The organism is Agrococcus sp. AC640b (genome assembly GCF_979255995.1).
On sequence record NZ_CEEDMM010000010.1, the window covers coordinates 13,598 to 37,155 of the forward strand.

Annotated in this window: 25 protein-coding genes; 9 read left to right on the plus strand and 16 right to left on the minus strand. The window is 72.9% G+C overall.

What is annotated here, in order from left to right; all coding sequences use genetic code 11:
* The first annotated feature begins 82 nt into the window (after window positions 1-82).
* The 4 genes from ACZ6H8_RS05720 to ACZ6H8_RS05735 all read left to right on the plus strand — a co-directional run bounded on the left by ACZ6H8_RS05720 (window position 83) and on the right by ACZ6H8_RS05735 (window position 3,948).
* Window positions 83-1,477, plus strand: coding sequence for a hypothetical protein (locus ACZ6H8_RS05720; RefSeq protein WP_464145361.1), 1,395 nt, complete (start codon window positions 83-85; stop codon window positions 1,475-1,477).
* 201 nt (window positions 1,478-1,678) lie between these two features.
* Entirely contained in the window at window positions 1,679-2,932 is a 1,254-nt protein-coding gene (locus ACZ6H8_RS05725) for an LPXTG cell wall anchor domain-containing protein (RefSeq protein ID WP_464145363.1), read from the plus strand.
* Window positions 2,933-3,035: 103 nt separating this feature from the next.
* Window positions 3,036-3,392 (plus strand): UBP-type zinc finger domain-containing protein, encoded by a 357-nt coding sequence (locus tag ACZ6H8_RS05730; protein ID WP_464145365.1) that lies wholly within the window; start codon window positions 3,036-3,038, stop codon window positions 3,390-3,392.
* A gap of 82 nt (window positions 3,393-3,474) precedes the next feature.
* The gene (locus ACZ6H8_RS05735) at window positions 3,475-3,948 is read left to right on the plus strand and encodes an SRPBCC family protein (RefSeq protein WP_464145368.1); all 474 of its coding nucleotides are present in this window, start codon (window positions 3,475-3,477) and stop codon (window positions 3,946-3,948) included.
* A gap of 18 nt (window positions 3,949-3,966) precedes the next feature.
* Here the strand turns inward: ACZ6H8_RS05735 and paaZ are convergent, their stop codons facing one another.
* From paaZ to ACZ6H8_RS05755, 4 genes are read right to left on the minus strand one after another with little or no spacing between them, the layout of a single operon-like run.
* Window positions 3,967-6,054 carry a phenylacetic acid degradation bifunctional protein PaaZ gene (paaZ, locus tag ACZ6H8_RS05740; protein WP_464145370.1) on the minus strand — a complete coding sequence of 696 codons (2,088 nt, stop codon included), beginning with the start codon at window positions 6,052-6,054 and terminating at the stop codon, window positions 3,967-3,969.
* A gap of 48 nt (window positions 6,055-6,102) precedes the next feature.
* The gene (locus ACZ6H8_RS05745) at window positions 6,103-6,963 is read right to left on the minus strand and encodes a 3-hydroxyacyl-CoA dehydrogenase family protein (protein WP_464145373.1); all 861 of its coding nucleotides are present in this window, start codon (window positions 6,961-6,963) and stop codon (window positions 6,103-6,105) included.
* A complete protein-coding gene (locus tag ACZ6H8_RS05750) occupies window positions 6,960-7,694 on the minus strand; it encodes an enoyl-CoA hydratase/isomerase family protein (RefSeq protein ID WP_464145375.1) in 735 nt (244 codons plus the stop codon). The genes ACZ6H8_RS05745 and ACZ6H8_RS05750 overlap by 4 nt, the downstream gene beginning before the upstream one ends.
* Window positions 7,691-8,878 carry a thiolase family protein gene (locus ACZ6H8_RS05755; protein ID WP_464145376.1) on the minus strand — a complete coding sequence of 396 codons (1,188 nt, stop codon included), beginning with the start codon at window positions 8,876-8,878 and terminating at the stop codon, window positions 7,691-7,693. The genes ACZ6H8_RS05750 and ACZ6H8_RS05755 overlap by 4 nt, the downstream gene beginning before the upstream one ends.
* Before the next feature lie 239 nt (window positions 8,879-9,117).
* Between ACZ6H8_RS05755 and ACZ6H8_RS05760 the strand changes: the two genes are divergently transcribed.
* Window positions 9,118-9,666 (plus strand): type 1 glutamine amidotransferase domain-containing protein, encoded by a 549-nt coding sequence (locus tag ACZ6H8_RS05760; RefSeq protein WP_464145377.1) that lies wholly within the window; start codon window positions 9,118-9,120, stop codon window positions 9,664-9,666.
* A gap of 89 nt (window positions 9,667-9,755) precedes the next feature.
* Here the strand turns inward: ACZ6H8_RS05760 and ACZ6H8_RS05765 are convergent, their stop codons facing one another.
* Window positions 9,756-10,442 (minus strand): hypothetical protein, encoded by a 687-nt coding sequence (locus tag ACZ6H8_RS05765; protein WP_464145379.1) that lies wholly within the window; start codon window positions 10,440-10,442, stop codon window positions 9,756-9,758.
* A 164-nt stretch (window positions 10,443-10,606) separates the two neighbouring features.
* Here ACZ6H8_RS05765 and ACZ6H8_RS05770 point away from each other — a divergent pair, with 164 nt between their 5' ends.
* Complete coding sequence (locus tag ACZ6H8_RS05770; RefSeq protein ID WP_464145381.1) at window positions 10,607-11,452, plus strand: DUF1206 domain-containing protein; 846 nt, start codon at window positions 10,607-10,609, stop codon at window positions 11,450-11,452.
* Between the two features lie 111 nt (window positions 11,453-11,563).
* Here ACZ6H8_RS05770 and ACZ6H8_RS05775 read toward each other — a convergent pair whose 3' ends face one another.
* Window positions 11,564-11,944: a hypothetical protein gene (locus ACZ6H8_RS05775; RefSeq protein WP_464145383.1), complete on the minus strand. Its 381-nt coding sequence runs from the start codon at window positions 11,942-11,944 to the stop codon at window positions 11,564-11,566.
* A 117-nt stretch (window positions 11,945-12,061) separates the two neighbouring features.
* Between ACZ6H8_RS05775 and dcd the strand changes: the two genes are divergently transcribed.
* Together dcd and ACZ6H8_RS05785 are read left to right on the plus strand one after the other, a co-directional pair.
* Complete coding sequence (gene dcd / locus ACZ6H8_RS05780; RefSeq protein ID WP_464145385.1) at window positions 12,062-12,661, plus strand: dCTP deaminase; 600 nt, start codon at window positions 12,062-12,064, stop codon at window positions 12,659-12,661.
* A gap of 169 nt (window positions 12,662-12,830) precedes the next feature.
* Complete coding sequence (locus tag ACZ6H8_RS05785) at window positions 12,831-14,084, plus strand: DUF2254 domain-containing protein (protein ID WP_464145387.1); 1,254 nt, start codon at window positions 12,831-12,833, stop codon at window positions 14,082-14,084.
* A 21-nt stretch (window positions 14,085-14,105) separates the two neighbouring features.
* Here ACZ6H8_RS05785 and ACZ6H8_RS05790 read toward each other — a convergent pair whose 3' ends face one another.
* Window positions 14,106-14,627: a 2'-5' RNA ligase family protein gene (locus ACZ6H8_RS05790; protein WP_464145389.1), complete on the minus strand. Its 522-nt coding sequence runs from the start codon at window positions 14,625-14,627 to the stop codon at window positions 14,106-14,108.
* Window positions 14,628-14,780: 153 nt separating this feature from the next.
* Entirely contained in the window at window positions 14,781-15,329 is a 549-nt protein-coding gene (locus ACZ6H8_RS05795; protein ID WP_464145390.1) for a hypothetical protein, read from the minus strand.
* 429 nt (window positions 15,330-15,758) lie between these two features.
* Between ACZ6H8_RS05795 and ACZ6H8_RS05800 the strand changes: the two genes are divergently transcribed.
* Window positions 15,759-16,094, plus strand: coding sequence for a MarR family winged helix-turn-helix transcriptional regulator (locus tag ACZ6H8_RS05800; protein ID WP_464145392.1), 336 nt, complete (start codon window positions 15,759-15,761; stop codon window positions 16,092-16,094).
* Window positions 16,095-16,174: 80 nt separating this feature from the next.
* Here ACZ6H8_RS05800 and ACZ6H8_RS05805 read toward each other — a convergent pair whose 3' ends face one another.
* From ACZ6H8_RS05805 to ACZ6H8_RS05840, 8 genes are read right to left on the minus strand one after another with little or no spacing between them, the layout of a single operon-like run.
* Window positions 16,175-16,984 carry a carbon-nitrogen hydrolase family protein gene (locus ACZ6H8_RS05805; protein ID WP_464145394.1) on the minus strand — a complete coding sequence of 270 codons (810 nt, stop codon included), beginning with the start codon at window positions 16,982-16,984 and terminating at the stop codon, window positions 16,175-16,177.
* Window positions 16,984-18,363 (minus strand): aminotransferase class III-fold pyridoxal phosphate-dependent enzyme, encoded by a 1,380-nt coding sequence (locus ACZ6H8_RS05810; protein ID WP_464145396.1) that lies wholly within the window; start codon window positions 18,361-18,363, stop codon window positions 16,984-16,986. The genes ACZ6H8_RS05805 and ACZ6H8_RS05810 overlap by 1 nt, the downstream gene beginning before the upstream one ends.
* A complete protein-coding gene (locus ACZ6H8_RS05815) occupies window positions 18,360-18,923 on the minus strand; it encodes an amino acid synthesis family protein (RefSeq protein ID WP_464145398.1) in 564 nt (187 codons plus the stop codon). Before ACZ6H8_RS05815 ends, ACZ6H8_RS05810 begins: the two co-directional genes overlap by 4 nt.
* Window positions 18,920-19,783 carry a nitrilase-related carbon-nitrogen hydrolase gene (locus ACZ6H8_RS05820; RefSeq protein WP_464145400.1) on the minus strand — a complete coding sequence of 288 codons (864 nt, stop codon included), beginning with the start codon at window positions 19,781-19,783 and terminating at the stop codon, window positions 18,920-18,922. Before ACZ6H8_RS05820 ends, ACZ6H8_RS05815 begins: the two co-directional genes overlap by 4 nt.
* A 2-nt stretch (window positions 19,784-19,785) precedes the next feature.
* Window positions 19,786-20,925, minus strand: coding sequence for an ABC transporter substrate-binding protein (locus ACZ6H8_RS05825; protein ID WP_464145402.1), 1,140 nt, complete (start codon window positions 20,923-20,925; stop codon window positions 19,786-19,788).
* A 14-nt stretch (window positions 20,926-20,939) separates the two neighbouring features.
* Window positions 20,940-21,767, minus strand: a complete 828-nt coding sequence (locus tag ACZ6H8_RS05830; protein ID WP_464145405.1) for an ABC transporter permease — start codon at window positions 21,765-21,767, stop codon at window positions 20,940-20,942.
* Window positions 21,764-22,594, minus strand: coding sequence for an ABC transporter ATP-binding protein (locus tag ACZ6H8_RS05835; protein WP_464145407.1), 831 nt, complete (start codon window positions 22,592-22,594; stop codon window positions 21,764-21,766). The genes ACZ6H8_RS05830 and ACZ6H8_RS05835 overlap by 4 nt, the downstream gene beginning before the upstream one ends.
* On the minus strand, window positions 22,591-23,523 hold the full coding sequence (locus ACZ6H8_RS05840; RefSeq protein WP_464145408.1) for an ABC transporter permease: 933 nt from the start codon (window positions 23,521-23,523) through the stop codon (window positions 22,591-22,593). Before ACZ6H8_RS05840 ends, ACZ6H8_RS05835 begins: the two co-directional genes overlap by 4 nt.
* Window positions 23,524-23,558 lie beyond the last annotated feature (35 nt).

Consider the following 23,558-nt stretch of genomic DNA (forward strand, 5'->3'; position numbering starts at 1 on the left):
CGAGGCCGCATGGCCCACGCGATGTCGCGACCACCATGCCCGTCGCGCTCCGGTTCGAGCGCCCTGCTGAAGAGAGCACCTCATGCCTCGTCCTGTCCTGCGCCGTCGCGCGCGCCGAATCCTCACGACGGCCGTGGCTGCCGCCGGTGCGCTCGCGGTGTCGATCACCGCGCTCGCCGTCGCCGCCCCCGCCATGGCGGGCGGCTCCGATGCGCCCACGCCGTACACCGTGACCGCCGACGGCGTCACCCTGCCCGCGGGCCAGACGTTCCACGCCAACGGCCACGTCAACGCGCAGGTCATCCCTATCGCCCAGTACACGCCCGGCGAGACGTACCGCATGCGCGGCGCCGACTGGACGCCGATGCAGGTGACCCGCCACTTCGATCCGAACAACGGCCAGCCGGGCGGCGCGTACATCGGGCAGTCGTACTACCCGTTCAGCGGTGCGCAGCAGCAGCTGCCCGCCGACGGCTACTGCGTCGTCTGGGTGCAGGTCGACGGGTTCAACGAGCACTTCGGCGAAGGCGGCCAGGACCCCATCTGCACGACGCCCACGCCGTCTGACCCGACGCCGAGCGATCCGGCCCCGTCTGACCCGACGCCGTCTGACCCGACGCCGTCTGACCCGACGCCGTCTGACCCGACGCCGTCTGACCCGACGCCGAGCGACCCAACGCCGAGCGACCCGACGCCGAGCGACCCGACGCCGTCGGAGCCCGTCGTCGTCCACCCGGGCATCCAGGACTACATCGGCGCGTGCGACGCGGCGTTCGTGCTCGACAACTCCAGCTCGACCGTCGACGTGACGTACACGATCAACGGCGTCGACGTCGTCGTGCCCGCGGGCAGCGGCATCCACACGGATGCGGATGGCACGCGCATCCAGCCCGTCGACGGCCAGTACGTCATCACGACCGACACCGGTCGCACGTGGACGTTCCCCGCTGGCTCGTGCGCGACGGACGTGCCCACGACGCCGACCGACCCGACCCCTTCGGACCCGACGCCGTCTGACCCGACGCCTTCGGACCCGACGCCGTCGGACCCGACCCCTTCGGACCCGACCCCGTCGGACCCGACGCCGTCCGACCCGACCCCGTCGGACCCGACGCCTTCGGACCCGACGCCTTCGGACCCGACGCCGTCCGACCCGACGCCGTCGGACCCGACGCCGTCCGACCCGACCCCGTCCGACCCGAGCGTCGACGTGCCGGCGGTGGAGGACCCGACGCCCGTCGAGGAGCCCACGCCCACGGGCGGCACCGAGACCACTCCCGTCGTGGTCGACGAGCCCACCGACGGCGAGCAGGCGACCGCGCCGCAGCCCACGGCGGTCGCCGCACCCGCGCCGTCGTCGGCCGCATCCGACGCGCCGAGCCTGCCCCGCACGGGTGCCGAGCCGCTGCTGCTCGCCCTGCTGCTCGGCGGCATGCTCGTCGCAGCAGGCGTCGTCGCCCGACGCGTGCGCCGCTGAGCGAGGGGTCCGGGTGCCGCACGCGGCCCGGACCAGCCCCGACGTCGCGACGCCCGGACCCGCCGAGGGTCCGGGCGTCGTGCGTCGCGCGCGCCTCGCGTACGGACCCTGCGGGCGGCGACGGGGGACACCGTCGAGACATGTTGCCTCGAGCGCTGGTCCTTCCCACCGTAGATCCATAGGATCTCCACGGATCGGGCCGTGGCTCGCGCCGTCATCGAGTGGATCGGGAGACCCATGGACCTGTGCGTGCTGCCGCAGACGGGCACGAGCGAGCAGTGGCTCGTGCTCGCCGTCGTCGCGATCGTCGTCATCGGAGCGGGCATCGCGCTCGCCGTCAGCGGCAAGGCGCGACGTCGCGTCGCGACCGGGCTCGGAGCGCTCGCGATCGTCGTCGCCCTCGCGCTCGGCAGCGTCGGCTCCGCCGCCCCCGCCCTGGCCGACGCGGGATCCGCGAGCTGCGTCACGGCACCGGCGGGCACGCGCGCACCGGCTGCCGCGACGCTCGTCACCCCCGGCATCCCCACCGCTGCCGCGCAGTGCCTCGCGGAGCCGACGATCACGACGCCGACGACCGCGGGCGTCACCTACACGCCCGTGCGTGACGGCGCGACCCTCACCCTCACGGCGTCGGCGCAGCCCGGCTTCGTCATCACGCCGGGAGCGACGACCGTCTTCACGTTCGACATGACGCCCGGCGCGCGCGCGCCGTGGCCGGTGACGCTGCCCGAGCGCATCGCCACCACGATCGGAGAGGCCAGCGCGCCGGAGGACGGCCAGGTCGGCGGCTACCTCATCCCCGACGACGCCGCCCTCGTGCCTGCGCTGCAGGCGGCGGCCGAGGCGGGCACGCTCACCTACGCGCTCGACGGCTCGCAGTTCCGCCAGTTCGTCACGCTCGTCGTGCTCGACGGCGAGACCGGCGCCGAGCTCGGTCGCCAGACGTTCGGCCTCACGCAGCCGTCGACGCTGACGTACGACTTCGAGCGCGGCGAGTACCTCGTGGCGTTCTCCTCGGAGCCGTCGGAGGAGGACTTCGAGGAGGTCCAGGCGCAGATCGAGGCCTTCCTCGCGCAGTTCCCCGAGGACTCGGAGGAGTTCGAGGCGGAGTTCGGCTACGACGGCCTGCAGCTCTCGGCCTCGTACGTGCCCGGTGCCGCGTGCGGCCTCGAGACCGTGATCGTCCCGATCGACCTCGGCCTCCCCGTCGTCGGCGACGGGCCCAGCGAGGTACCCGCACCGCGCAGCCAGCAGCTCGACGACATCGTCGACGCTGCCACGGCGGACGCTCCGGAGGCGCCGACGGCCACGAGCGAGTCGGCAGCGCCGGTCGTGGAGCCCTCGGTCGACGCGCCCGAGTCGGCCGAGTCGGCTGAGTCGGCCGAGTCGATCGAGACGCCTGCGCCGACCGAGGCACCCGACTCCGCCGAGATCCCCGCGCCCGTCGAGGGCTGAGCGCCCTCGCGAGCAGCGAACGCCCCGAGCCGCACGGCTCGGGGCGTTCGCGCGTCCATGCCGGGCGCTCGCGCGGTCGCCGGCCGCGGCGTACCCTCGCCTCATGGCGGAGCTGCTGGCAGGGGACGTGGATGCGGCGGTGCCTCCGAGCGGCACCGGATGCGTCGAGTGCGATGAGGCAGGCGGGTGGTGGATGCACCTGCGCCGCTGCGCGGCGTGCGGTCACGTCGGCTGCTGCGACTCGTCGCCCGGCCAGCATGCGACGGCGCATTGGCGCTCGTCCGGGCATCCCGTGATGCAGTCGTTCGAGCCGGGCGAGGACTGGGCGTGGGACTTCCGCGACGGCACCTCGGTCGAGGGCGTCGCGCTGGCACCGCCGACCGCGCATCCCGAGTCGCAGGCGTCGCCGGGGCCCGAGGGCAGGGTGCCGCAGGGGTGGAGCAGGCTGCTGCACGACTGACGCCGTCGACGCGCAGATGCGCATCCGCACCGCCGCGTCAAGCGGCACGGAGCGCATGCCGCGCAGGCGTACGATCCAGCGCATGGAACGCTCCATCGTCGTGGCGACGACCGTCGAGGTCGCCTACGACCGCGTGCTCGGCGACGAGCTCGCCGACCTCTTCGATCGTGGGCACCTGCTGCTGCCCGCGATCGACGGCACGCAGGAGCTCGTCGGCACCGGCAGGTGGGGTGCGGAGGTGGGGCACGCGCGGCGCATCCTGCTGGCAGATGGCACGTCGATGATCGAGACCCTGCAGCTCAGCGACGTGCCGACGCGAGCCGCGTACACGATGACCGACCTCACGGGACCGTTCTCGGCGCTGTACCTGGGAGTGCTGGGCGAGTGGACGTTCGAGGCCGTGCCGCACGGCACGCGCGTGACGTGGCGGTGGCGCCTCCGGCCCGCGAACCTCGCAGGCAGGCTCGCGATACCCGTGATCGCACGCATGTGGCAGGGCTACGCGGCGAAGGCGCTCGAGCGCATCCAGCAGGCGCTCGGGGCACCGCGGGCCTGACGGCCGCCGTCCCGCCGGTCAGGCGGCGACGGGCTCGGGCGTCTGCTCCTTCTGCACGTACGTGAGCACGTCGTACTGCGCGACGACCTCGTCGTGCTGGTTCAGCAGTCGCGCATCCCAGCGCACCTCGCCGTACTCGTCGGTCTCGCGCGGCGTGATCTGCTTCGCCGTCAGCTCGACGCGGATCGCGTCGCCCGGCGACACGGGTGTCATGAACCGCAGGTTCTCGAGACCCGTGTTCGCGAGCACGGGGCCCGGTGCCGGCTCGACGAAGAGCCCCGCGGCGAACGACACCAGCAGGTAGCCGTGCGCGACGCGGCCCGGGAAGAACGGGTTGGCGGCCGCCGACGTCTCGTCCATGTGCGCGTAGAACGTGTCGCCCGTGAACGCCGCGAACGTCTCGATGTCGGCGAGCGTCACCTCGCGCGACGGCGACGCGACCTGGTCGCCGATGCGCAGCTCGGCGAGCGACTTGCGGAACGGATGCGTGCCGCCCGGGGTGGCGGGCGCGCCCGCGTGCCACACGCCCGTGAGCGCCGTGAGCATCGCAGGGGAGCCCTGGATCGCGGTGCGCTGCATGTGGTGCAGCACGGCCCGGATGCCGCCGAGCTCCTCGCCACCGCCCGCGCGGCCGGGGCCGCCGTGCAGCAGCATCGGCAGCGGCGAGCCGTGCCCGGTCGAGGCGCGGGCGTCGTCGCGATCGAGCAGCAGCACGCGGCCGTTCGACGATGCGATGCGGCGCGTGAGGGTCGAGACGAACCCGGGGTCGTGGCTCGCGACGCTCGTCACGAGCGAGCCGCCGCCGCGCACCACGAGCCTGGCGGCGTCGTCGGCGTCTGCGTAGCCGACGATCGACGAGACGGGGCCGAACGCCTCCACCTCGTGCAGCGCATCCGCGTCGGCGTCGGTGAACCGCAGCAGCATCGGCGACGCGAACGCGCCCTCCGGCGCAGCACCCGTCGAACCGTCGGCGAGGCGCACCTCGGGTGCGTCGGTCGAGCCGATGACGAGCTCGCCGCCGGCCTCGGTGAGCCGCGCCACCTGCCGCAGCACCTCGTCGCGCTGCTCGGTCGAGGCGAGCGCCCCCATCGTCACGCCCTCCGCGCGCGGGTCGCCGACGACGACCTTCTCGGCGATGCGCGCGCGCACGGCGTCGACGACGGCATCCACCTGGCCGTTCGGCACGATGGCGCGGCGGATGGCCGTGCACTTCTGGCCCGCCTTCGACGTTATCTCGGCGACGAGGCCGCGCACGAACGCGGCGAACTCCGGGGTGTCGGGCGTCGCATCCGGTCCGAGCACGGAGGCGTTGATCGAGTCGGTCTCGCTCGTGAAGCGCACGCCGCCGGTCTGCACGTGCGCGTGGCTGCGCAGCCGCTCGGCCGTCGACGCCGAGCCGGTGAAGCCGACGATGTCGCCGAGGCGCAGATGGTCGAGCAGATCGCGCACCGAGCCCGACACCAGCTGCACGGCGCCCGCGGGCAGCAGCCCCGACTCGACGAGGATGCGCACCATGTGCTCGGCGACGTAGCCCGTGGGCGTCGCGGGCTTGATGACGGTCGGCATGCCGGCCAGGAACGCGGGCGCGAGCTTCTCGAGCGATCCCCACACGGGGAAGTTGAAGGCGTTGACCTGCACGGCCACGCCCGGCAGCGTCGTCGCGATGTGGCGGCCGAGGAACGAGCCATCCTTCGACAGCTGCTCGACGGGCCCGTCGAGGTACACGGTCGACTGCGGCATGTCGCGCCGCCCCTTCGACGAGTACGTGAAGAGCACGCCGATGCCGCCGTCGACGTCGACCCACGTGTCGGCCTTCGTCGCACCCGTGCGCTGCGACAGCGCGTACAGCTCGTCCTTGCGCTCGGTGAGGGCGAGCGCCATCTGCTTCAGCAGCATCGCGCGCTGGTGGAACGTGAGGGGCGCGAGGCTCGCCTGCCCGACGGTGCGGGCGTGCTCGAGTGCGCCCGCGAGGTCGAGCCCCGTCGTCGACACACGCGTGACGAGCTCGCCCGTCGAGGCGTCGCGCACCTCGGCGGCGTCGGCGGCGTCGTCGGATGCGGGGGTCCACCATGCATCCTGCACGTAGCTGGGCAGCACCTGGGTCATCGTCGTCTCCTGTGCACTCGTGGCGGTGCGCCTGGGCGCCCGCGCCGGTCAGTCGTAGTCGTAGAAGCCGGCGCCGGACTTGCGACCCAGTCGCCCCTCGGCGACCAGGCGGCGCAGCAGCGCAGGCGGGGCGAAGCGGGGGCCGAGCTCGGCCTCGAGCTGCTCGGCGATGCCGAGTCGCACGTCGAGACCCACGACGTCGGTCGTGCGCAGCGGCCCCATGGGGTGGCGGTAGCCGAGCTCCATGGCCGCGTCGATGTCAGCAGCCGACGCGACGCCCTCCTCGAGCATCCGGATCGCCTCGAGGCCGAGCATGACGCCGAGCCGCGAGGATGCGAAGCCGGGGGAGTCGCGCACGGTGACCGCCGCCTTGCCGAGCGCCTCGACCCACCCCTGCGCCGTCGACACGACGCCCTCGTCGGTCGCGTCGCCGACGACGACCTCGACGAGCCTCGATGCGGGCACGGGGTTGAAGAAGTGCAGGCCGACGAAGCGGTGCGGGCGGGCGAGGGGGGCTGCGAGGGTGCCGATGCCGATCGACGACGTGTTCGTGGCGAGCACGGCCGACTCGCCGATCGCCGCCTCGGCGCGGGCGAGGGCGTCGGCCTTGAGCGCAGGATCCTCCGGCACGGCCTCGATCACGAGGTCGTGGCCTGCGAACGCCGAGGCGTCGGTCGCGGTCGCGAGCGCTGCGAGGAGCGCGTCGCGGTCGGCGTCGAGGCCACGGGCGATCGATGCGTCGACCGCATGCTCGACGCGGTCGCGTGCCGCGTCGGCCAAGGCCTCGTCGCGTTCGACGATCGTCACCTGCGCGCCGGCCAGCACGAACGCGTGCGCGATGCCGGCGCCCATGCGGCCGCCGCCGAGCACGCCGACGCGGCCAGGCACCCGGGGGTCGTGACCGCTCATCGTCTCGCCTTCCTGTCGAGGAACGCCGTCATGCGCCGCTCCTTCTCGGGGCTCTCGAACAGCACGGCCTGCTCCTCGCAGTCGACGCGCGGATGCTGGTCGCGCGGGGCGGCGAGGGCGCGCTTCGTGGCCTGGATCGCGGCGGCGTCGAGCGTCGCGATCTGCTCGGCGGCCGCGATCGCCTCCGCGAGCGGGTCGTCGACGATGCGCGACACGATGCCGAGCCGCAGCGCCTCGTCGGCGTCGACGATGCGTGCCGTGAGCAGCAGGTCGGCGGCGACGCCGTGCCCGGCGATCTCCGGCAGCCGCCAGGTGGCTCCGGCGGCGGCGAGGATGCCGAGGCCGGGCTCGGGGTTGCCGAGCCGCAGCGTGGGGGAGGCGAAGCGGATGTCGGCTGCGAACGCCAGCTCGGCGCCGCCGCCGAGCGCGAAGCCCTCGAGCGCGGCGATCACCGGCATCGGCAGGGCGTGCACGCGCGCGAACGCGGTGGCGTTGATGCCGCGCAGCGCATCGCCGGCACGGCGCTCGCGCAGCTGCGCGATGTCGGCGCCGCCTGCGAAGACGCCCCCGGCTCCGGCGAGCACGAGCGTCGCCGGGTTCGCCTCGAGGTCGGCGCACACCTCGTGCAGGTCGTCGATCGTGGCCTGGTCGATGGCGTTGCGACGGTCGGGCCGGTCGAGGGTGGCCAGCACGTAGGCATCGTGGCGCTCGACGCGGAGCGCGCCGGTCATCGCACCCGCTCCACGATCATCGCCGTGCCCTGGCCGACGCCGACGCACATCGTCGCGAGCCCCAGGTCGACGTCGCCGCGCTCCATGCGGCCCAGCAGCGTCACGACGAGCCGCGCGCCCGAGGAGCCCAGCGGATGCCCCAGCGCGATCGCGCCGCCGTCGGCGTTCACCGTCGACTCGTCGAGGCCGAGCCGGCGCACGCACGCGAGCGACTGCGACGCGAACGCCTCGTTGAGCTCGACCGCGCCGATCGCGTCGATCGTCAGCCCCGCGCGCTCGAGCGCCTTCCTCGTGGCCGGCACGGGGCCGAGGCCCATGACCTCGGGCTCGAGCGCCGCGGCGACGCCCGTCACGATGCGGGCGCGCGGCGTGAGGCCGTAGCGCTCGACGGCCTCGGCGCTCGCGACGAGGATCGCCGAGGCGCCGTCGTTGAGCGACGACGCGTTGCCGGCCGTCGTCACCGATCCGCCTGCGACGACGGGCCGCAGGCCCGCGAGCGCCTCGAGCGACGTGTCGCGGCGGGGGCCCTCGTCGACCGAGACGTCGCCGGCCCTCGTCGGCACCGCGACGATCTCGTCGACGAACCGTCCAGCGTCGATCGCCGCGATCGCCCGCTCGTGCGAGCGCACGGCGAAGGCATCGGCGTCTGCGCGCGTGATGCCGTTGACGCGCGCGACCTCCTCGGCGGTCTCGGGCATCGTGAACACGGCCTTGTCGCGTGCGGCCAGGCGCGGGTTCGTGAACCGCCATCCGATCGAGGTGTCGAACGCCTCGCCCGGCTTCGCCCACGCGCGCTCCGGCTTCGCCTGCACCCACGGCGCACGCGTCATCGACTCGACGCCGCCCGCGACGATCAGGTCGGCGTCGCCGGAGCGGATCGCCTGCGACGCGAGCTGGATCGCCGACATGCCGGATGCGCACAGGCGGTTGACGGTGATGCCCGGCACGTCGTCGGGCAGGCCCGCCAGCAGCACGGCCATGCGTGCCACGTTGCGGTTGTCCTCGCCGGCCTGGTTCGCGGCACCGAGGATCACCTCGTCGATCGCAGCGCCGTCGATGCCCGCGCGGCGCACGGCCTCGCCGACGACGAGCGCTGCGAGATCGTCGGGCCGGACGGTCGCGAGTGCGCCACCGTAGCGGCCGATGGGCGTGCGCACGCCTCCCACGAGGTACGCCTCGGGCATCCGTCCTCCTCGACACGATGTGGGCCGGACGCGCATGCTCGCGAATTCCTGACCGTTCGTTCAGGAATGCTAGCGCACCCCGTCCACGCGTCGCCAGCCGCGACCCGACGCCCGACTCGACGTCGGGTCGCGGCGGCAGCGGCTTCGCCGAGCGCGAACCCTGTCAAGGCCGCGCGAGCGCGACCGCACGCTTCCTACCGTGGAGGCACCGCATCCACCGATCCACCAGGAGGCACACCATGGCGCAGCTCGACGGCAAGAAGGTCGCGTTCCTGCTCACCGACGGATTCGAGGACTCGGAGCTCACGAGCCCCTGGGAGGCCGTGACGGGTGAAGGCGCGACCGCGACCCTCGTCAGCCCGAAGGACGGCTCGGTCGAGGGCAAGAACGGTCACACGCAGGCCGTCGACCTCGCGGTCGGCTCCGCGAGCGCAGACGACTTCGACGCGCTCGTGCTGCCAGGCGGCGTCGTCAACGCCGACCACCTGCGCATGGACGACGCAGCCGTCGCCTTCGCCGGCGCGTTCTTCGACCAGCACAAGCCCGTGTCGGTCATCTGCCACGGCGCATGGATCCTCACCGACGCCGACGCCGTGCGCGGCCGCACCCTCACGAGCTACCCGAGCCTCAAGACCGACCTCGTCAACGCTGGCGCGACGTGGGTCGACGAGGAGGTCGTCGTCGACCAGGGCCTCACGTCGAGCCGCACGCCCGACGACCTCGACGCGTTCAACGCGAAGACCGTCGAGGAGATCTCCGAGGGTCAGCACACGGGCCAGACGCGCTGACGCGAGGCGTTCGCGCTGCACGACGAGAGGGGCCGCCCGGCGATGCCGGGCGGCCCCTCTCCTGCGTCGCGACGCGCCGGATCGTGGCGTCAGGGGCGCCAGACGAGCGGCTCGCCGTCGTAGTCGTCGTACGCGGTGTCGTACGGGCCGTACGTGACGCCGCCGAACTCCTGGCCCTCGCGGGTGGCGACGATGATGCACGTCGTGTGCACGGCGCCCGTGTCGGTCTCGGGCTCGATCGAGCTCGAGTCGCACGGCGCGAACTCGCCGAAGATCGAGATGTCCTGCAGCGCGTTGTCGGTGCCGTCGATGCCGCCGAAGTCGGTGTAGATCGACTCGTACGCGAGCTCGGCCGTGTAGGGCTCGAGCTTCGTCATCTCGATGTCGACGTAGAGCGGCTCGTAGCCGACGAGCTGGTCGATGAAGTCCTGGTCGAGGCCCGCGGCCTCGAAGTCGGCCACCGAGCCCGGGCGCGTGCCCGTGACCGTGATCGACACGAGCTGCGCCTCGTCGTCGAGGTTGAGCAGCTCGACCGTGGCGCTCTCGCCGAAGGCGAGCTCGGTGCCGGGGGCTGCGACGTCGCCCGACGGGGCGGCCGCCTCGGTCTCCTCCGCCTCCTCGGACTCCGAGGGAGCGTCGCTCGTCTCGGGCGCCGTGGTCTCGGGCGCCGTGGTCTCGGGGGCCTGCGGCGCTGGCGGTCCCGAGATGCAGCCGGTGAGCGTGACGGCCGCCGCGAGGGCGATGGTGGCGAGCAGCGGGACGCGGCGTGCGGGCATGGGAGAGCCTCTCTGAGGGACGTGGACGCCTCACACGGTACGCGCGCCAGGCTGGGGGAGCGCTGCATCCGCGCTGGCCGTCGCGTGGCGATCTGCTGCTCGCACGGACGCGACCCGCTGTCGACCCCTCCTGCGGCATCGGCCGCAGTCGGTACCGTCGCTGGATGCCCGATCGACGAGACGTCCGACAGGCGGCAGGCGCCGCGAAGCAGGCAGCAGGCGACGCCGAGCACCACGCCTCCCGCCTCGAGCGGAGCCGCACCATGCGCTCGCTCGCCCGTGCAGGACACGTCGCGAACGGCATCGTGCACCTCGCGATCGCCGGCCTCGCCGCAGCCGTCGCGCTCGGCGCCGGCGGATCCGCAGACCAGGGCGGCGCGATGCAGGCGATCGCGTCGACGCCGCTCGGCGTCGCGGCGCTGTGGGCCGTCGCGGTCGCGATGCTCGCGCTCGCGGTCTTCGCGATCCTCGAAGGCGTCGCGCAGCGCGCGAGCGAGGGGGCGAAGGCGCTCGCGAAGGGCGTCGGCAAGGCCGTCGCGTACGGCGCCGTGGCGGCGACGGGCATCACGACGGCGGTCGGGGGTGGCGGTGGCGGCGGTGACGAGCAGGCGCAGTCGACGACGGGTGCGCTCATGGCGCAGCCGTTCGGTCAGGTGCTCGTCGGCGTCGTCGGCGTCGGCATCGTCGTGGTCGGCATCGCCTTCGTCGTGCAGGGCGTGCGGCAGTCGTTCCAGAAGCACATCGCGCCGCCGCCCTCCGCGAGGCATGCCGCCACGGTGCTCGGGGTCCTCGGCTACGTCGCGAAGGGCGTCGCGATCGGCGTCGTCGGCGTGCTGTTCGTCGCCGCCGCCGTCACGCACGACGCGTCGCAGGCAGGCGGTCTCGACGATGCGCTGAAGTCGCTGCAGGAGCTGCCGTTCGGCCCCGTCGTGCTGCTGGTCGTCGCGCTCGGCATCGGCGCGTACGGCGTGTTCTCGATCGCGCGCGGCGTCTGGACCGCGAAGCGCTGACCGAGGCGGGTCTGCGTGCCCGCACCTCAGGGAGCGGGTGGAGGCGGAGCCGCGACGCGTGGGGCACCGTGACGCGGGCGCGTCGCGTCGGCGTGCCCGGGCCAGCTGGCGTCAGCGACGCCGGCGGTGCATTGCCGAGCGCAGGCCCGTCGGCGGCGGGGGACGCCTGCCCGGTGCGCCCGGCGCATCCGACGGCGTCGCGGCATCCTCGTCTGCCGCAGCCGCGTCTGGCTCACCGCTCGCGTTGGCGATCGCGCGCAGGCGCGCGTCGAGCGCGCCGAGGTCGACGGGTGCGTCGCCCAGCTCGCGGCCGAGGGTGCGCAGCACGCGGGCGGCGACCTCGGCGTCGTGGGGCGTGATGGTCGAGGCGACGCGGTCGCGCACCACGTCGTCGCCCTGCTGCGCGCGTGCGCGAGCCACGACGCGGGCGACCTGCTCGACGAGCAGCTCGAGCGCGGGACTCCTGGGTGCGGGTCCTCCGAGTGCGGGCATGGCGACCTCCGCCTCCAGCGTCCGGCCTCTGGCGCATCCCGTCAATCCCGCGCACGTCGCGTCGATGCCGTGCCCCACGCGCTGCGGACGGCACGTCGACGCCCGTAGGCTCGGGGCGTGCTGCTCAGCGACCGCGACATCCGTGCCCGTCTGGACTCCGGCGACCTCGGTCTCGACCCGCTCGACCTGTCGATGGTGCAGCCGTCGAGCGTCGACGTGCGCCTCGATCGGCAGTTCCTCCTTTTCGACAACCACCGGTACCCGTTCATCGACCCGTCGATCGACCAGCCGGAGCTCACGCGGCTCGTCGACACCCCCGACGGCGAGGCGTTCATCCTGCATCCCGGCGAGTTCGTGCTGGGCGCGACGTACGAGCGCGTCTCGCTGCCCGCCGACGTCGCGGCCAGGCTCGAGGGCAAGTCGTCGCTCGGTCGCCTCGGCCTGCTCACGCACTCGACGGCCGGATTCATCGACCCCGGCTTCTCCGGCCACGTCACGCTGGAGCTCGCGAACGTGTCGACGCTGCCGGTGAAGCTGTGGCCGGGCATGAAGATCGGGCAGATCTGCTACTTCCAGCTCACGAGCCCGTCGGAGCACCCCTACGGCACGGGCGACAACAAGAACCGCTACCAGGGCCAGCGGGGCCCCACGGCGAGCAGGTCGTCGGCGTCGTTCCACCTCACGCCCGTGCCCCCGGCTCCCATCGCGGAGCACTGAGGCGGCGCGGACCGCGCTGCTGCGCTCGTCCCGCGTCGATCGGTCGCTGCTCGCGGGCGAGGCGCAGATCCCGTCGACGCTCGACGCTGGGCGCCTCGCGCGATGCGTCCGCGGTGCCGCGCGGCATGCACGGATCGAGCGACACGGGGCGTGCCTCTAGCATCGTGGAGTGCAGGCCAACGACCGAGGGACGATCGCGCGGGCGGTCGCGACCCTGTCGAGGAAGATCTGGTTCAGGGCGACGATCTTCACCGGCATCGCGATCGCATTCGCGCTGCTCGCGGGAGCTGTTGGTGCTGCGATGCCGTTCCGGCTCTCCATCGAGCTGGGCCAGAACTCCGTGGGCTCGCTGCTGCAGATCATCGCCACCGCGATGCTGACGGCCACCACCTTCTCCGTGACCGCCATGGTGAGCGCGTACGCATCCGCGACGACGAACGCGACGCCGCGAGCGACGCAACTGCTCGTCGCCGACCGCACCTCCCAGAATGCGCTGTCGACGTTCGTCGGTGCCTTCGTCTTCGCGATGGTCGGGATCATCGCCCTCTCGACGGGCTACTACGACGAGGAGGGGCGGACGATCCTGTTCGTCGGCACGCTCGTGGTGATCGCGGTCATCGTCGTGACGTTGCTGCGCTGGGTATCGCATCTCGCGACCTTCGGCCGCATGGCGGACGTCATCGATCGGGTCGAGCGCGCTGCCGGCGACGCGCTGGAGGCGTATGCGGTCGCTCCGACGCTCGGCGCGCGGCGAGCGACGAGCGCGCATGACGACTGGCACGCCGTCTTCGCCGACGAGAGCGGGTACGTCGCGCACGTCGACGTCGGAGCCCTCGATGCGATCGCGACCGACGCCGGCGTCGAGATCCTCATCGTCGCGCGCCCGGGTCGCCTCGCCGACCGGCGGGTGCCGCTCGTGCGGGTGTCCCGTCCGATCGACGACGATGCGAGCCGCGTCGTCGAACGCGCCTTCCAGCTCGACCGCCACCGCACCTACGGTCAGGATCCACGCCTCGGCGTGATCGCGCTGGCGGAGATCGGCAGCCGAGCGCTCTCTCCAGCGACGAACGATCCCGGCACCGCCATCGACGTCCTCGCAGCGCTGCAGCGCATCTTCGAGCGCGCGTTCGTCGCCGAGGTCGACGACGAGGTGCGGTATCCGGCGACGTCCATCGCGCCCCCGGACATCGAGGACCTGCTCGACGATGCCGTGCGTCCGATCGCACGCGACGGCGCGGCCGTGTTCGAGGTGCACGCGCGGCTGCAGAAGTGCCTCGCCTCGCTCGCGGCGTGCTCGCCCGAGCACGCGGACCTGCTGGTTGCGACCGCCCGCGACGCTGCGGCTCGTGCCCACGACGCGCTCGACGGGCCGGATCGGGCGAGGCTCTCGGCCGTGGAGCAGCGCCTCTGGCGCGGCGTGTAGGGTCCGGGAGCGCGACCGGCGTCAGGGCCGCAGGGCCGTGACCGTGCGGGTCGCGGCATCCCACCGGCGGATGGCGACGGCCTGCACCGCGAGCTCGTCGCCGACGAGCGGCAGCGCTCGCGTGAGGTCGGCGAGGCGCAGGCGGCGCGCGAGGGTCACGTGCGGCGTCCACGCGCCCGGCGCCATGTGCTCGACGTCGTCGCCGTCGTGCCCTGCGGCATGCCGCACGGCCGCGTGCAACGCCAGCAAGGCCGCCGACGGCACGACCGACCGCGCGAGCACGCGGCGCTCACCGGTGCCCAGCAGCACAGGCGCGCCGAGCACGAGCGGCAGCGGCACTGCGTCCGCCGGCAGCGCGAGGGGATGCGGCACGGCGCCGCGGCGCGCGAGCAGCGTGACGTGCGGCCGGTTGGACGGCGATGCATGCGGCGCCATGCTCGAGAGGCCGGCGGCGGCGAGCGCATCCCACTCGGCGCGCACGGCGGCCTCCGCATCCGCGTCGAGCAGCAGCTCGATGCTCGTGATCGGGGCGGCGTCGTGCACGACAGCAGTCTGCCCCGTGGCGCCATGTGCCGCGGTGCGCGCCGCCAGCGACGCATGCGACCGTGCCGTGCCGCAGCCGTGCACATCGCACCGCCCACGCACGCGACGAGGGGCCGCACCGGATGGTGCGGCCCCTCGTCGTGGATGCTGCGGTCAGCGCTGCGGCTGCTCGCCGCCGTGCTGCTCGCCGCCGTGCCGGCGGCCGGGCAGGTGCTCGGCCCGCACGGCGCGCGCGATCGAGCGCAGGGTGCGCATCGTCGCCTCGTGGTCGGCGTGGCTCACGCTCGCCGCCATCGTGCGCTCGACGGCCTCGCGGCCGGCGCGGTGCTCGGCGACGGCGACGATGCGGGCGGTGCGCAGGATGCGGCGGTCGAGCCGCCGCTGCCTCGCGTGGCCGCTGCCGCGCTCGCCGCGGGACGAGCGATCGTCCGCCGCGTCGGGCCGACCGGGGCCCGATCCGGGGCCGAACGGGCCGTGGCCGAAGCCGCGCTCGCCGTGCCCCATGGGGTGGCTGAACGCCCGGCGGGGGTGCATGCCCCTGCCGAACGGCGCGCGCTCGTCGCGCATCCCGTGCCTGCGGTCGCGGTGCTCGCTGGCGTCGCGATGACCGTGCTCGCCGTGGGCGTCGTGGTGCGGGTGCCCGCAGCGGCGCTCGTCGCGCGGCTCGGGCGTGGTCTCTGGGTGGATGTCGTGGGTGCTCATGGTGGCTCCTTCGTGGATGGGGCGATGCCGGGCGCCCGGTGGCGCCGGGATCGGGCGGCTGCTGGCCGCGGGACCCTGCCCTGTCGCATCGCAAGTGCATGTCATCAAGCATGCACATGTAGGATGACATGCATGTGCCCGTCACGTCAAGACCCGAGCTCCGACGACGCCGCCGCAGCCGTCGCGAACGCACTGGATGCGCTCGCGATCCTGCGCAGAGGGCGCGGCATCCCAGGCCCGGCCGGCGGTCCTCCAGGTCCAGGCGCCCCCGGAGGTCCAGCAGCCCCGTTCGGGCGGGGGTGGCCGCCGCGAGGCCCGCACGCCCGCCCGACGAGCGGCGGCGATCACGGCCCGAGGCGCCTCGACCACGACCACGGCGCCGCCGACGAGCACCCCCGTGGCCCTCGCGGCCCGGGCGGCCGTGCGCGCATGATGGCCGTGCACCGTGCGCTCGCGGTGCTGGCAGCCGCCGACGAGCCCCTGTCGATCACCGAGCTGGGTGCCGCGATCGGCATCGACCAGCCCCGCGCATCGCGCGTCGTCCAGATGCTGCAGCACGAGGCGCTCGTGCGTCGGGAGCCGGATCCGGCCGATGCGCGTCGCTCGCGCATCGCCGTCACCGCGAAGGGTCGCGCGCATGCGGATGCGCACCGCGAGCGGCGAGCGGCGCCCGTCGCCGAGGCGCTCGCGACGCTCGAGCCCGCTGAGCGCGAGCAGCTCGCTGCGCTGCTCGGCCGCCTCGTCGACGCCTGGCCGCGCGCCTGACACGGCATCCGTGCGAACGCAGGACCGCCCACCCGCGCGACGCGGATGGGCGGTGCTGCAGCTCGTCGGCGCTCGCGCCGTCAGACGAGCGTGCCGTACAGGTCGGGGCGGCGGTCGCGGAGGAACGGGCGCGTGCGTCGCGTCGCCGCGATCGCCGTCGGGTCGAGGTCGGCGACCGCGATGCCTGGGCCGTCGTCGACCTGCGCGAGCACCTCGCCGCTGGGGCCGTACACGGCGCTCGTGCCGAAGTAGTCCTTCTCCACCTCGAGTCCCGAGCGGTTCGCGCACACGACGCCCATGCCGTTCGCGATCGCGAGCGCGCGCAGCTCGATCTGGAACACGTCCCGCATCGGGGCGCTCGCGCATGCGACCGGCAGGGCGAGCGCGATGCCGCCGTCGAGCGCGACGGCGCGTGCGAGCTCGGGGAAGTGCCGCTCGTAGCAGATGACGGTGCCCACACGGCCGGCGACGGTGTCGACGGCGGACGGCGCCTCGCCACCGGGTCGGAAGTAGTACTTCTCGGGGAAGCCGTTCGAGAACGGCAGGTGCGACTTGCGGTAGATCTGCACGAGCGCGCCCGCCGAGTAGGTGCAGGACGTGTTGTGATAGACCCCCGGCACCGACGACGCCTCGAACACCGAGGAGACCACGGTGATGCCGTGGCGTTCCGATGCCTCACGTGCCATGGCGTTCGACGGCCCGTCGAGCGGCTCGGCGAGCGCGAAGTACTCGGGATCCGGCTCGGGCTGCACGAACGGCACGGCGTAGAGCTCCGGCAGGACGACGAACGTCGCGCCGTCGGCTGCCGCCTCGTCGACGAGCGCACGCGCGTCGACGATGGTGTCGGCGACGGAGCGCCCCACGCCGATCTGGATGGCTGCCGCCCGCATCAGACGTCTCCTCGCTGCAGCCTCGCGTCAGCCGTCGCGAGGATCTCGTCGAGCATCGCGATGCCGAGGTCGAGCTCCTCCTCCGAGATGATCAGCGGCGGGGTGAGCCGCAGCACCGCATTGTTCGCGGAGAGGTAGATGCCCTTCGCCCAACCGTCGGCGACGATGGCCTGCATGGGAGCGGCCGCCGCGCCCGCGGCGTTGAACGGCACGAGCGGCTCCTTCGTCGCGCGGTCGCGGACGAGCTCGATGCCGTAGAAGAGCCCCTTGCCACGCACGTCGCCGATGATCGGGTAGCGCGCCTGCATCGCCAGCAGGGCTCGCTCGAGCTGCGCGCCGCGCTCGCGCACGTTGTCGAGGATGCCCTCCTCCTCCATGATGCGCAGCGATGCGACGCCCGAGGCGCACGCGAGCGGATGCCCCGCATACGTCTGGCCGCCCCAGAACTTGTTCGCCTCGAGCCACTCGCGGGAGCGGTCGCCGACGATCATCGCGCCGAGCGGCACGTAGCCGGAGTTCAAGCCCTTCGCGCTCGTGATGATGTCGGGCACGACGTCCCAGTGGTCGACCGCGAACCACTCGCCGGTACGGCCGAGCCCCGCCATGACCTCGTCGGCGATGAGCATGATGCCGTAGCGGTCGCACACCTCGCGCAGCGAGCGCAGGTAGCCGTCGGGCGGCACGAGCAGCCCGTTCGTGCCGGTGATCGTCTCGACGATGATCGCGGCGACCGTCGACGGGTCCTCGTACTGCAGGATGTCCTCGACGTGCGGGGCGCCGAGGCACACGGGGCATTCGTCGGCGGGACGGCCGGTGGGGGTGCGGTAGGTGTCGGGATCCTGGAACCGCACGATGCCGGGCACCGTGTGGCCGCCGGCGTGGTGGCGCGGGTCGCCCGTCGCGGCGAGGGCGCCCAGGGTCGCACCGTGGTACGAGCGGTACCGCGCCATGATCTTCTGCCTGCCGGTCATGTGCTGGGCGAGGCGGATTGCGTTCTCGTTCGCCTCGGCGCCTCCCGTGGTGAAGAACGACATCGACAGATCACCGGGTGCGATGCTCGCGAGCATCTCCCCGAGCTCCGAGCGCGAACGGGCCGCGAACCCGGGCCCGATGTACGCCATCTCGGCGACCGCCTGCTGGATCGCCTCCACGAGCCTGGGGTGCTGGTGGCCGAGGTTGAGGTTCACGAGCTGCGACTGGAAGTCGAGGATGCGGCGGCCATCGCCGGTGAAGAACCACGATCCCTCGCCGTGCGTGACGACGGCCTGCGCAGGCTTGCCCTGCTGCGACCAGCTGCGGATGACGTGGCGCTGATCGGAGGCGAGGATCCGCTCCGGCGTCCAGGGCCGAGCGACGGGCTCGGCGAGCACGCCGGTCACGGCGTCACCTCCGCGCCGAACGTCGCGAGCCGGGCCAGCGGACGGCCGGCGCTCGCTGCGAGGCACGCGACGACGATCTCGTCCGGTCGGGGCGCGTCGGCGATCGTGAGGGTGACCGTCTGATGGTGGGAGCGCGTCTTCGCGTCCAGGATGTGCTTGAGGGGCACGTCGATCGACGCGCCGGTCACGCCCACCTTCTCGGCGGCGGGCAGCAGCTCGGTGCCGCCTGCCGCGTCGCGGAACTCGTTGCCGAACCGGAGGTTGTGGATGAGCGCGGAGCCGTGCTCGACCTCGCCGCCGATGCCCACGAGCGCAGCCTTGCCGAACGCCTCGACCTCGGCGTCGAGGAGCGCGACGGTCGCGGGTCCCAGCAGCGCACCGATCTCCTGGCCGATCTCGTCGGCGATCGTGACGAGATCCTGCACGTAGCCGCCCGTGCCGTACGGGTTCTCGATCACGGCGGCGACCCAGGCGACGACGTGCGCGCGCGGCACGTCCCTGCCGTTCTCGCGCAGCGTCTCCTCGCGATGCCTGACGATCTTCCTCACGACGATGCTCACGTGTGCTCCTCCATCGAAGTCTCGTGGGTGTATGCCTCGGGGCGACGATCGCCGAGAGGACGGTTGAAGGGGTCGGTGCGGCGCGCCTCGCGCGAGCCGATCGGGTCGACGTCGGCCCAGATGACGTCCTCGGCGTCGGTGCCCGGTCTCGTCACGAGCCAGCCGTCGTGGCCGACGATGATGCTCGCGCCGATGAAGCGCGTCCCTCTCTCGACGCCGACGCGACTCGCGGCGGCGACGACGAGCTGGTTCGAGTGCGCTGCCGACATCGTGACGATGTGCGCCAACGGCGGCTGATCGGTCGGCTGGTGCGGGTTCGGCACCCAGTCGCTGGGGGCGAGCACGAGGTCGGCACCCTGCAGCGCGAGCGAGCGGAAGCTCTCGGGGAACCATGCGTCGTAGCAGATGAGCATGCCGACGCGGCCGAACGGGGTGTCGACGACGGGGAAGCCGCCGTCTCCGGGGGTGAAGGCGTCGTGCTCCGCGTTCCACAGGTGCACCTTGCGGTACACGGAGGCGACGCCGCCCGGGGAGACGAGGGCTGCGGAGTTGTAGATGCGGCCGTCGGCGCCGAGCTCGCTGAAGCCGCCGCACACCCACAGGTCGTGGCTGCGCGCCTCGGAGTGCCAGGCGCGGATGGTCTCGCCGTCGAGGCCCTGCGCCGTGGCGCGCGCCTCGTCCTCGTCGGCGAACGCCCAGCCCGCCGAGGCGCATTCGGGGAGCACCACGACGTCCGCGCCCACGTCGGCTGCGGCTCGGATGGCGTCGACGGTCGCGGCCGTCGAGGCCTCGACGTCGCCGAGCACCGGATCCGTCTGCGCGCAGGCGATGCGGATCGCGGACGTCGTGGTCGTCGTCATCGCTATCGACCGCCCTCGACGAGCTCGACGTCGGCGCGCTCCCAGTCGGCGCCGTCGACGTCGTAGCCAGCGTCCTCCATGAGGGCGATGGCGCTCTCGGTGAGGTCGGTGCGGTAGCCGTCGACCGGCTCTTCGGTGAGGACCTCGCCGTCGATCGCGAGCTCGACCGTCTGCCCCCACGCGGCCTCGTCCATGCGGCCGATGCCGTTCGTCGACGGCCAGATGAGCGCGTTGACCTCGTTCATCATCCACGCCTGGTGGCTCGTGCCGAGGGCGCTGCCCTGCGCGAGCACCATCTGCACGCACGCGTCGCCGTCGTCGCGGCAGTCGGTCCAGCCCATGTAGCTCGCGGCGAGGAAGCGGGTCGCGACGTCCTCGTTGTCACCCTCGGCGAGCCACGACTCCTGCGCGTAGATGCCGTCCTCGAGCGACGAGAAGCCCTCCTCCTGCAGGTCGATGACCGAGAAGTCCTCCGGCTGGTACAGCTCGCCGGTGTCGGGGTTCACGGTCTCGAGCAGCTGCGCGAACTCGTTGTAGGTCTTCGCCTGCACGCTGTCGGCCTCGCCGTTCAGCAGCATCGACATGTCGAAGGGCTGCTGCAGCACCGTGACGTCGCTGACCGGGTCGACGCCGCTGGCACGCAGCGCCCCGTAGAGCACGAGCTCGTTGCCGCCACCCCACGAGCCCATGGTGGTCCCCGCGATGTCCGAGAGCTCCTCGATGCCGGAGTCGGCCCACGAGACCTGGAGGTACGCGCCGCGCTCGAACACCTGGCCGATGTTGACGATGTCGGCGCCCTGCTCGCGAGACACCATGCTCTTCACGACGTGGCTGACGGCGAACTGGGCGTTGCCGGAGGCGAGCACCTGCTGCGGCACGACGTTCGTGCCGCCCTCCTGGATGGTGACGTCGAGGCAGAGGTCGGCGTAGTGGCCGTTCTCCTGCGCCGCGTAGTACCCGGCGAACTGCGCCTGGGCGACCCACTGCAGCACGACCGTGACCTCGTCGACGGTCTCGCAGCTGTCGTTGACGGGTGCGGTCTGCGGCTGCTCGTCGGACATGCCGGAGCAGGCGGAGAGGGTGAGGGCCGCCGCGGCGACGATGGGGATGGCGCGGGATGCGCGCCGACGTCGAGGGTGCATGGTGATGAACCTCCTCAGGTTCGGGAGAGGGAGTGGTGCCAGGGCATGGCGAGACGTTCGAGCAGGAGCACGAACGCGTAGAGGGCGAGCCCGAGGACGCTCGCGACCGTGACGGCCGCCCACGTCTGCTCGAACCGGGAGAGCGCTGCCGTGTTGGCGATGAGCACGCCGAGCGCGTTGGCGGTGCCTCCGAAGTACTCGGAGACGATGATGCCGATGACCGAGAGCGTCGAGCCGATCTTCAGGCCGTCGAAGAGGGAGGGGAGGGCGCCGGGGATGCGGACCCACAGCATGAGCTGCACGGGCGAGGCGGACAACGAGTCCATGAGCTCGCGGTGCAACGGGTCGACGCGCAGCAGGCCGCGGGTCGTGTTCACCATGACGGGGAAGAACACCATGATGGCGGCGACGGCGATCTTCGACATGAGGTTCGACGAGCCGAACCACTGGTTGAAGATCGGGGCGAGCGCCACGATCGGGGCGCAGCTGAGCACGGCGACGAGCACGAGCACCGTCGAGGCGAGGCGTTCGAGCAGGCTGACGACGAAGGCGGCGAGCACGCCGGAGATCGCACCGAGCGCCATGCCGCCGACGACGGCCGCCGCCGTCACCTGCGTCGCGCTGAGGATCGTGCCGAGGTGCGTGCCGAGCGCAGCGGCGATCGCGGAGGGGGCGGGCAGCAGGTAGGCCTGGATGTCGAGTGCGCGCACGGCGAGCTCCCACACGGCCAGCGCCAGCACGCCGACGACGAGCGGCGGCGCCACCTGGGCGACGGTGATGCGCTGCCGGCGCGGGCGGTGCTGCGCTCCCGCGGCCAGCGGCATCTGGGTCGTCGCGGTCATGCCGCGCTCCTGGACTCGTCGAGCACGCCGTGCAGCGCGGCCCGCACCTTGGACTCGGCCTGGAAGTACGCGTCGCTCAGGCGCGTCTCGTCGTTGCGGTAGCGCGGCAGGTCGATCGCGATGCGCTCGGCGATGCGGCCGGGGCGGGGCGACATGACGACGACCTCGGTCGACAGGAACGCCGCCTCGGCGACGGAGTGCGTGACGAAGACGATCGTCGTGCCGGTCTCCTGGTAGATGCGCAGCAGCTCGCGCTGCATGTGCTCGCGGTTCATCTCGTCGAGCGCGCCGAGCGGCTCGTCCATGAGCAGCACCTTCGGCTGGAACGACAGGGCGCGCGCGATGGCGACGCGCTGCTGCATGCCTCCGGAGAGCTGACGCGGGCGGTGGTGCTCGAAGCCGTCGAGCTTCACGAGCCGCAGCATCTCGCGCGCTCGCTCGCGACGCTCGTCGCGGCCGGCGCCCTGCACCTGCAATGGCAGCTCGATGTTGCGACGCACCGTGCGCCAGTCCATGAGCCCCGCCTGCTGGAACACCATGCCGTACTCGCGGCGCTTCCTGGCCTGGGAGGCGGGGCTGCCGTGCAGCTCGACGGTGCCCTCGGTCGGTGCGATGAGGTCGCCGATGACGCGCAGCAGGGTGCTCTTGCCGCAGCCGGACGGGCCGAGCAGCGACACGAACGCGCCGGGCTCGATGTCGAGGTCGATGCCGTCGAGGGCGTGCACGGGGCCCGAGGCGGTCTCGAAGACCTTCGAGATGCCGCGCAGCGAGATGGCCGGGGTCGCGGGGGCGTCCTGGTCGAGCGGGGTCGCGGATGTGGTGGTCACTGGGTCCTCCTGCGCAGCACGAGTGCTTCGACGACGGTGATGATCTGGACGAAGACGACGCCCGCGAGCGATGCGACGAGCACGGCCGCGAAGAGCTTCTCCGGGCCGGTGGAGTAGAAGTAGGCGGCGCTGAGGATCGCGCGACCGATGCCGAGCCCCGTGCCTGCCGACAGCTCTCCGACGATCGCGCCGACGACGCTCGCCGTCGCGGCGAGCCGCAGGCCGCTGAAGAGCGAGGGGATCGCTGCGGGGATGCGCACCCACACGAGCGTCTGCAGCCGGGAGGCGTGCAGCGAGCGCATCAGCTCGAGGTGGATGGGGTCGGCGGAGTTCAGCCCTGTGAGCACGTTGACGGTGACGGGGAAGAACGACAGGTACGCCGAGATGATCGTGACGGCGATCCAGCTCGGCAGGCCGAGGCCGCCGACCCAGATGACGATGATGGGCGCGAGCGCGACGAGCGGGATCGTCTGCGAGACGACGAGCCATGGCATGACGCCGCGGGAGAGGATGGGGATCTCGCGGAGGATCACCGCGAGGGCGATGCCGAGCGCGCTGCCGAGCAGCAGCCCGTACGCCGCCTCGCGAAGCGTGACGCCGGTCTCGCCGAGCAGGTAGCCCAGCAGCGTCTGGGTCGTCGCCGACGATGCGGGGGCGGCGAGCGACGACACGATGGTCCACACGTGCGGCATGGCGGTGTCGGAGGACGACACCGGCAGTCGGACGTCGGTGAACGGGATGCGGTCGCCCGTCGCGGCCCCCAGCGCCTTGTACGCCTCCCACAGCACGACGACGGCCGCGACGATCGCGAGTGCGACGAGCACCTGCTGCACGACGCCGAGGCGGCGCCTGCGCTCTCGCGGCATCGCCCGCGCTGCGCGCAGGGGGTCCGCGGCGACACCTCGCCTGCGGATCGTCGTCGTCGACATGGCACCTCCGGTTCACTGATCGGACCATGGGTTCG

What these genes read in the sequence shown, in the direction of transcription:
- ACZ6H8_RS05820 (WP_464145400.1), bottom strand. Translation starts at nt 19,783, where the DNA reads ATGACGACGACCACGACGTCCGCGATCCGCATCGCCTGCGCGCAGACG.
- ACZ6H8_RS05735 (WP_464145368.1), top strand. Translation starts at nt 3,475, where the DNA reads ATGGAACGCTCCATCGTCGTGGCGACGACCGTCGAGGTCGCCTACGAC.
- ACZ6H8_RS05795 (WP_464145390.1), bottom strand. Translation starts at nt 15,329, where the DNA reads ATGAGCACCCACGACATCCACCCAGAGACCACGCCCGAGCCGCGCGAC.
- ACZ6H8_RS05775 (WP_464145383.1), bottom strand. Translation starts at nt 11,944, where the DNA reads ATGCCCGCACTCGGAGGACCCGCACCCAGGAGTCCCGCGCTCGAGCTG.
- ACZ6H8_RS05720 (WP_464145361.1), top strand. Translation starts at nt 83, where the DNA reads ATGCCTCGTCCTGTCCTGCGCCGTCGCGCGCGCCGAATCCTCACGACG.
- ACZ6H8_RS05730 (WP_464145365.1), top strand. Translation starts at nt 3,036, where the DNA reads ATGGCGGAGCTGCTGGCAGGGGACGTGGATGCGGCGGTGCCTCCGAGC.
- ACZ6H8_RS05805 (WP_464145394.1), bottom strand. Translation starts at nt 16,984, where the DNA reads ATGCGGGCGGCAGCCATCCAGATCGGCGTGGGGCGCTCCGTCGCCGAC.
- ACZ6H8_RS05745 (WP_464145373.1), bottom strand. Translation starts at nt 6,963, where the DNA reads ATGAGCGGTCACGACCCCCGGGTGCCTGGCCGCGTCGGCGTGCTCGGC.
- ACZ6H8_RS05840 (WP_464145408.1), bottom strand. Translation starts at nt 23,523, where the DNA reads ATGTCGACGACGACGATCCGCAGGCGAGGTGTCGCCGCGGACCCCCTG.
- ACZ6H8_RS05770 (WP_464145381.1), top strand. Translation starts at nt 10,607, where the DNA reads ATGCCCGATCGACGAGACGTCCGACAGGCGGCAGGCGCCGCGAAGCAG.
- ACZ6H8_RS05800 (WP_464145392.1), top strand. Translation starts at nt 15,759, where the DNA reads ATGATGGCCGTGCACCGTGCGCTCGCGGTGCTGGCAGCCGCCGACGAG.
- paaZ (WP_464145370.1), bottom strand. Translation starts at nt 6,054, where the DNA reads ATGACCCAGGTGCTGCCCAGCTACGTGCAGGATGCATGGTGGACCCCC.
- ACZ6H8_RS05825 (WP_464145402.1), bottom strand. Translation starts at nt 20,925, where the DNA reads ATGCACCCTCGACGTCGGCGCGCATCCCGCGCCATCCCCATCGTCGCC.
- ACZ6H8_RS05760 (WP_464145377.1), top strand. Translation starts at nt 9,118, where the DNA reads ATGGCGCAGCTCGACGGCAAGAAGGTCGCGTTCCTGCTCACCGACGGA.
- ACZ6H8_RS05830 (WP_464145405.1), bottom strand. Translation starts at nt 21,767, where the DNA reads ATGACCGCGACGACCCAGATGCCGCTGGCCGCGGGAGCGCAGCACCGC.
- ACZ6H8_RS05755 (WP_464145376.1), bottom strand. Translation starts at nt 8,878, where the DNA reads ATGCCCGAGGCGTACCTCGTGGGAGGCGTGCGCACGCCCATCGGCCGC.
- ACZ6H8_RS05750 (WP_464145375.1), bottom strand. Translation starts at nt 7,694, where the DNA reads ATGACCGGCGCGCTCCGCGTCGAGCGCCACGATGCCTACGTGCTGGCC.
- ACZ6H8_RS05765 (WP_464145379.1), bottom strand. Translation starts at nt 10,442, where the DNA reads ATGCCCGCACGCCGCGTCCCGCTGCTCGCCACCATCGCCCTCGCGGCG.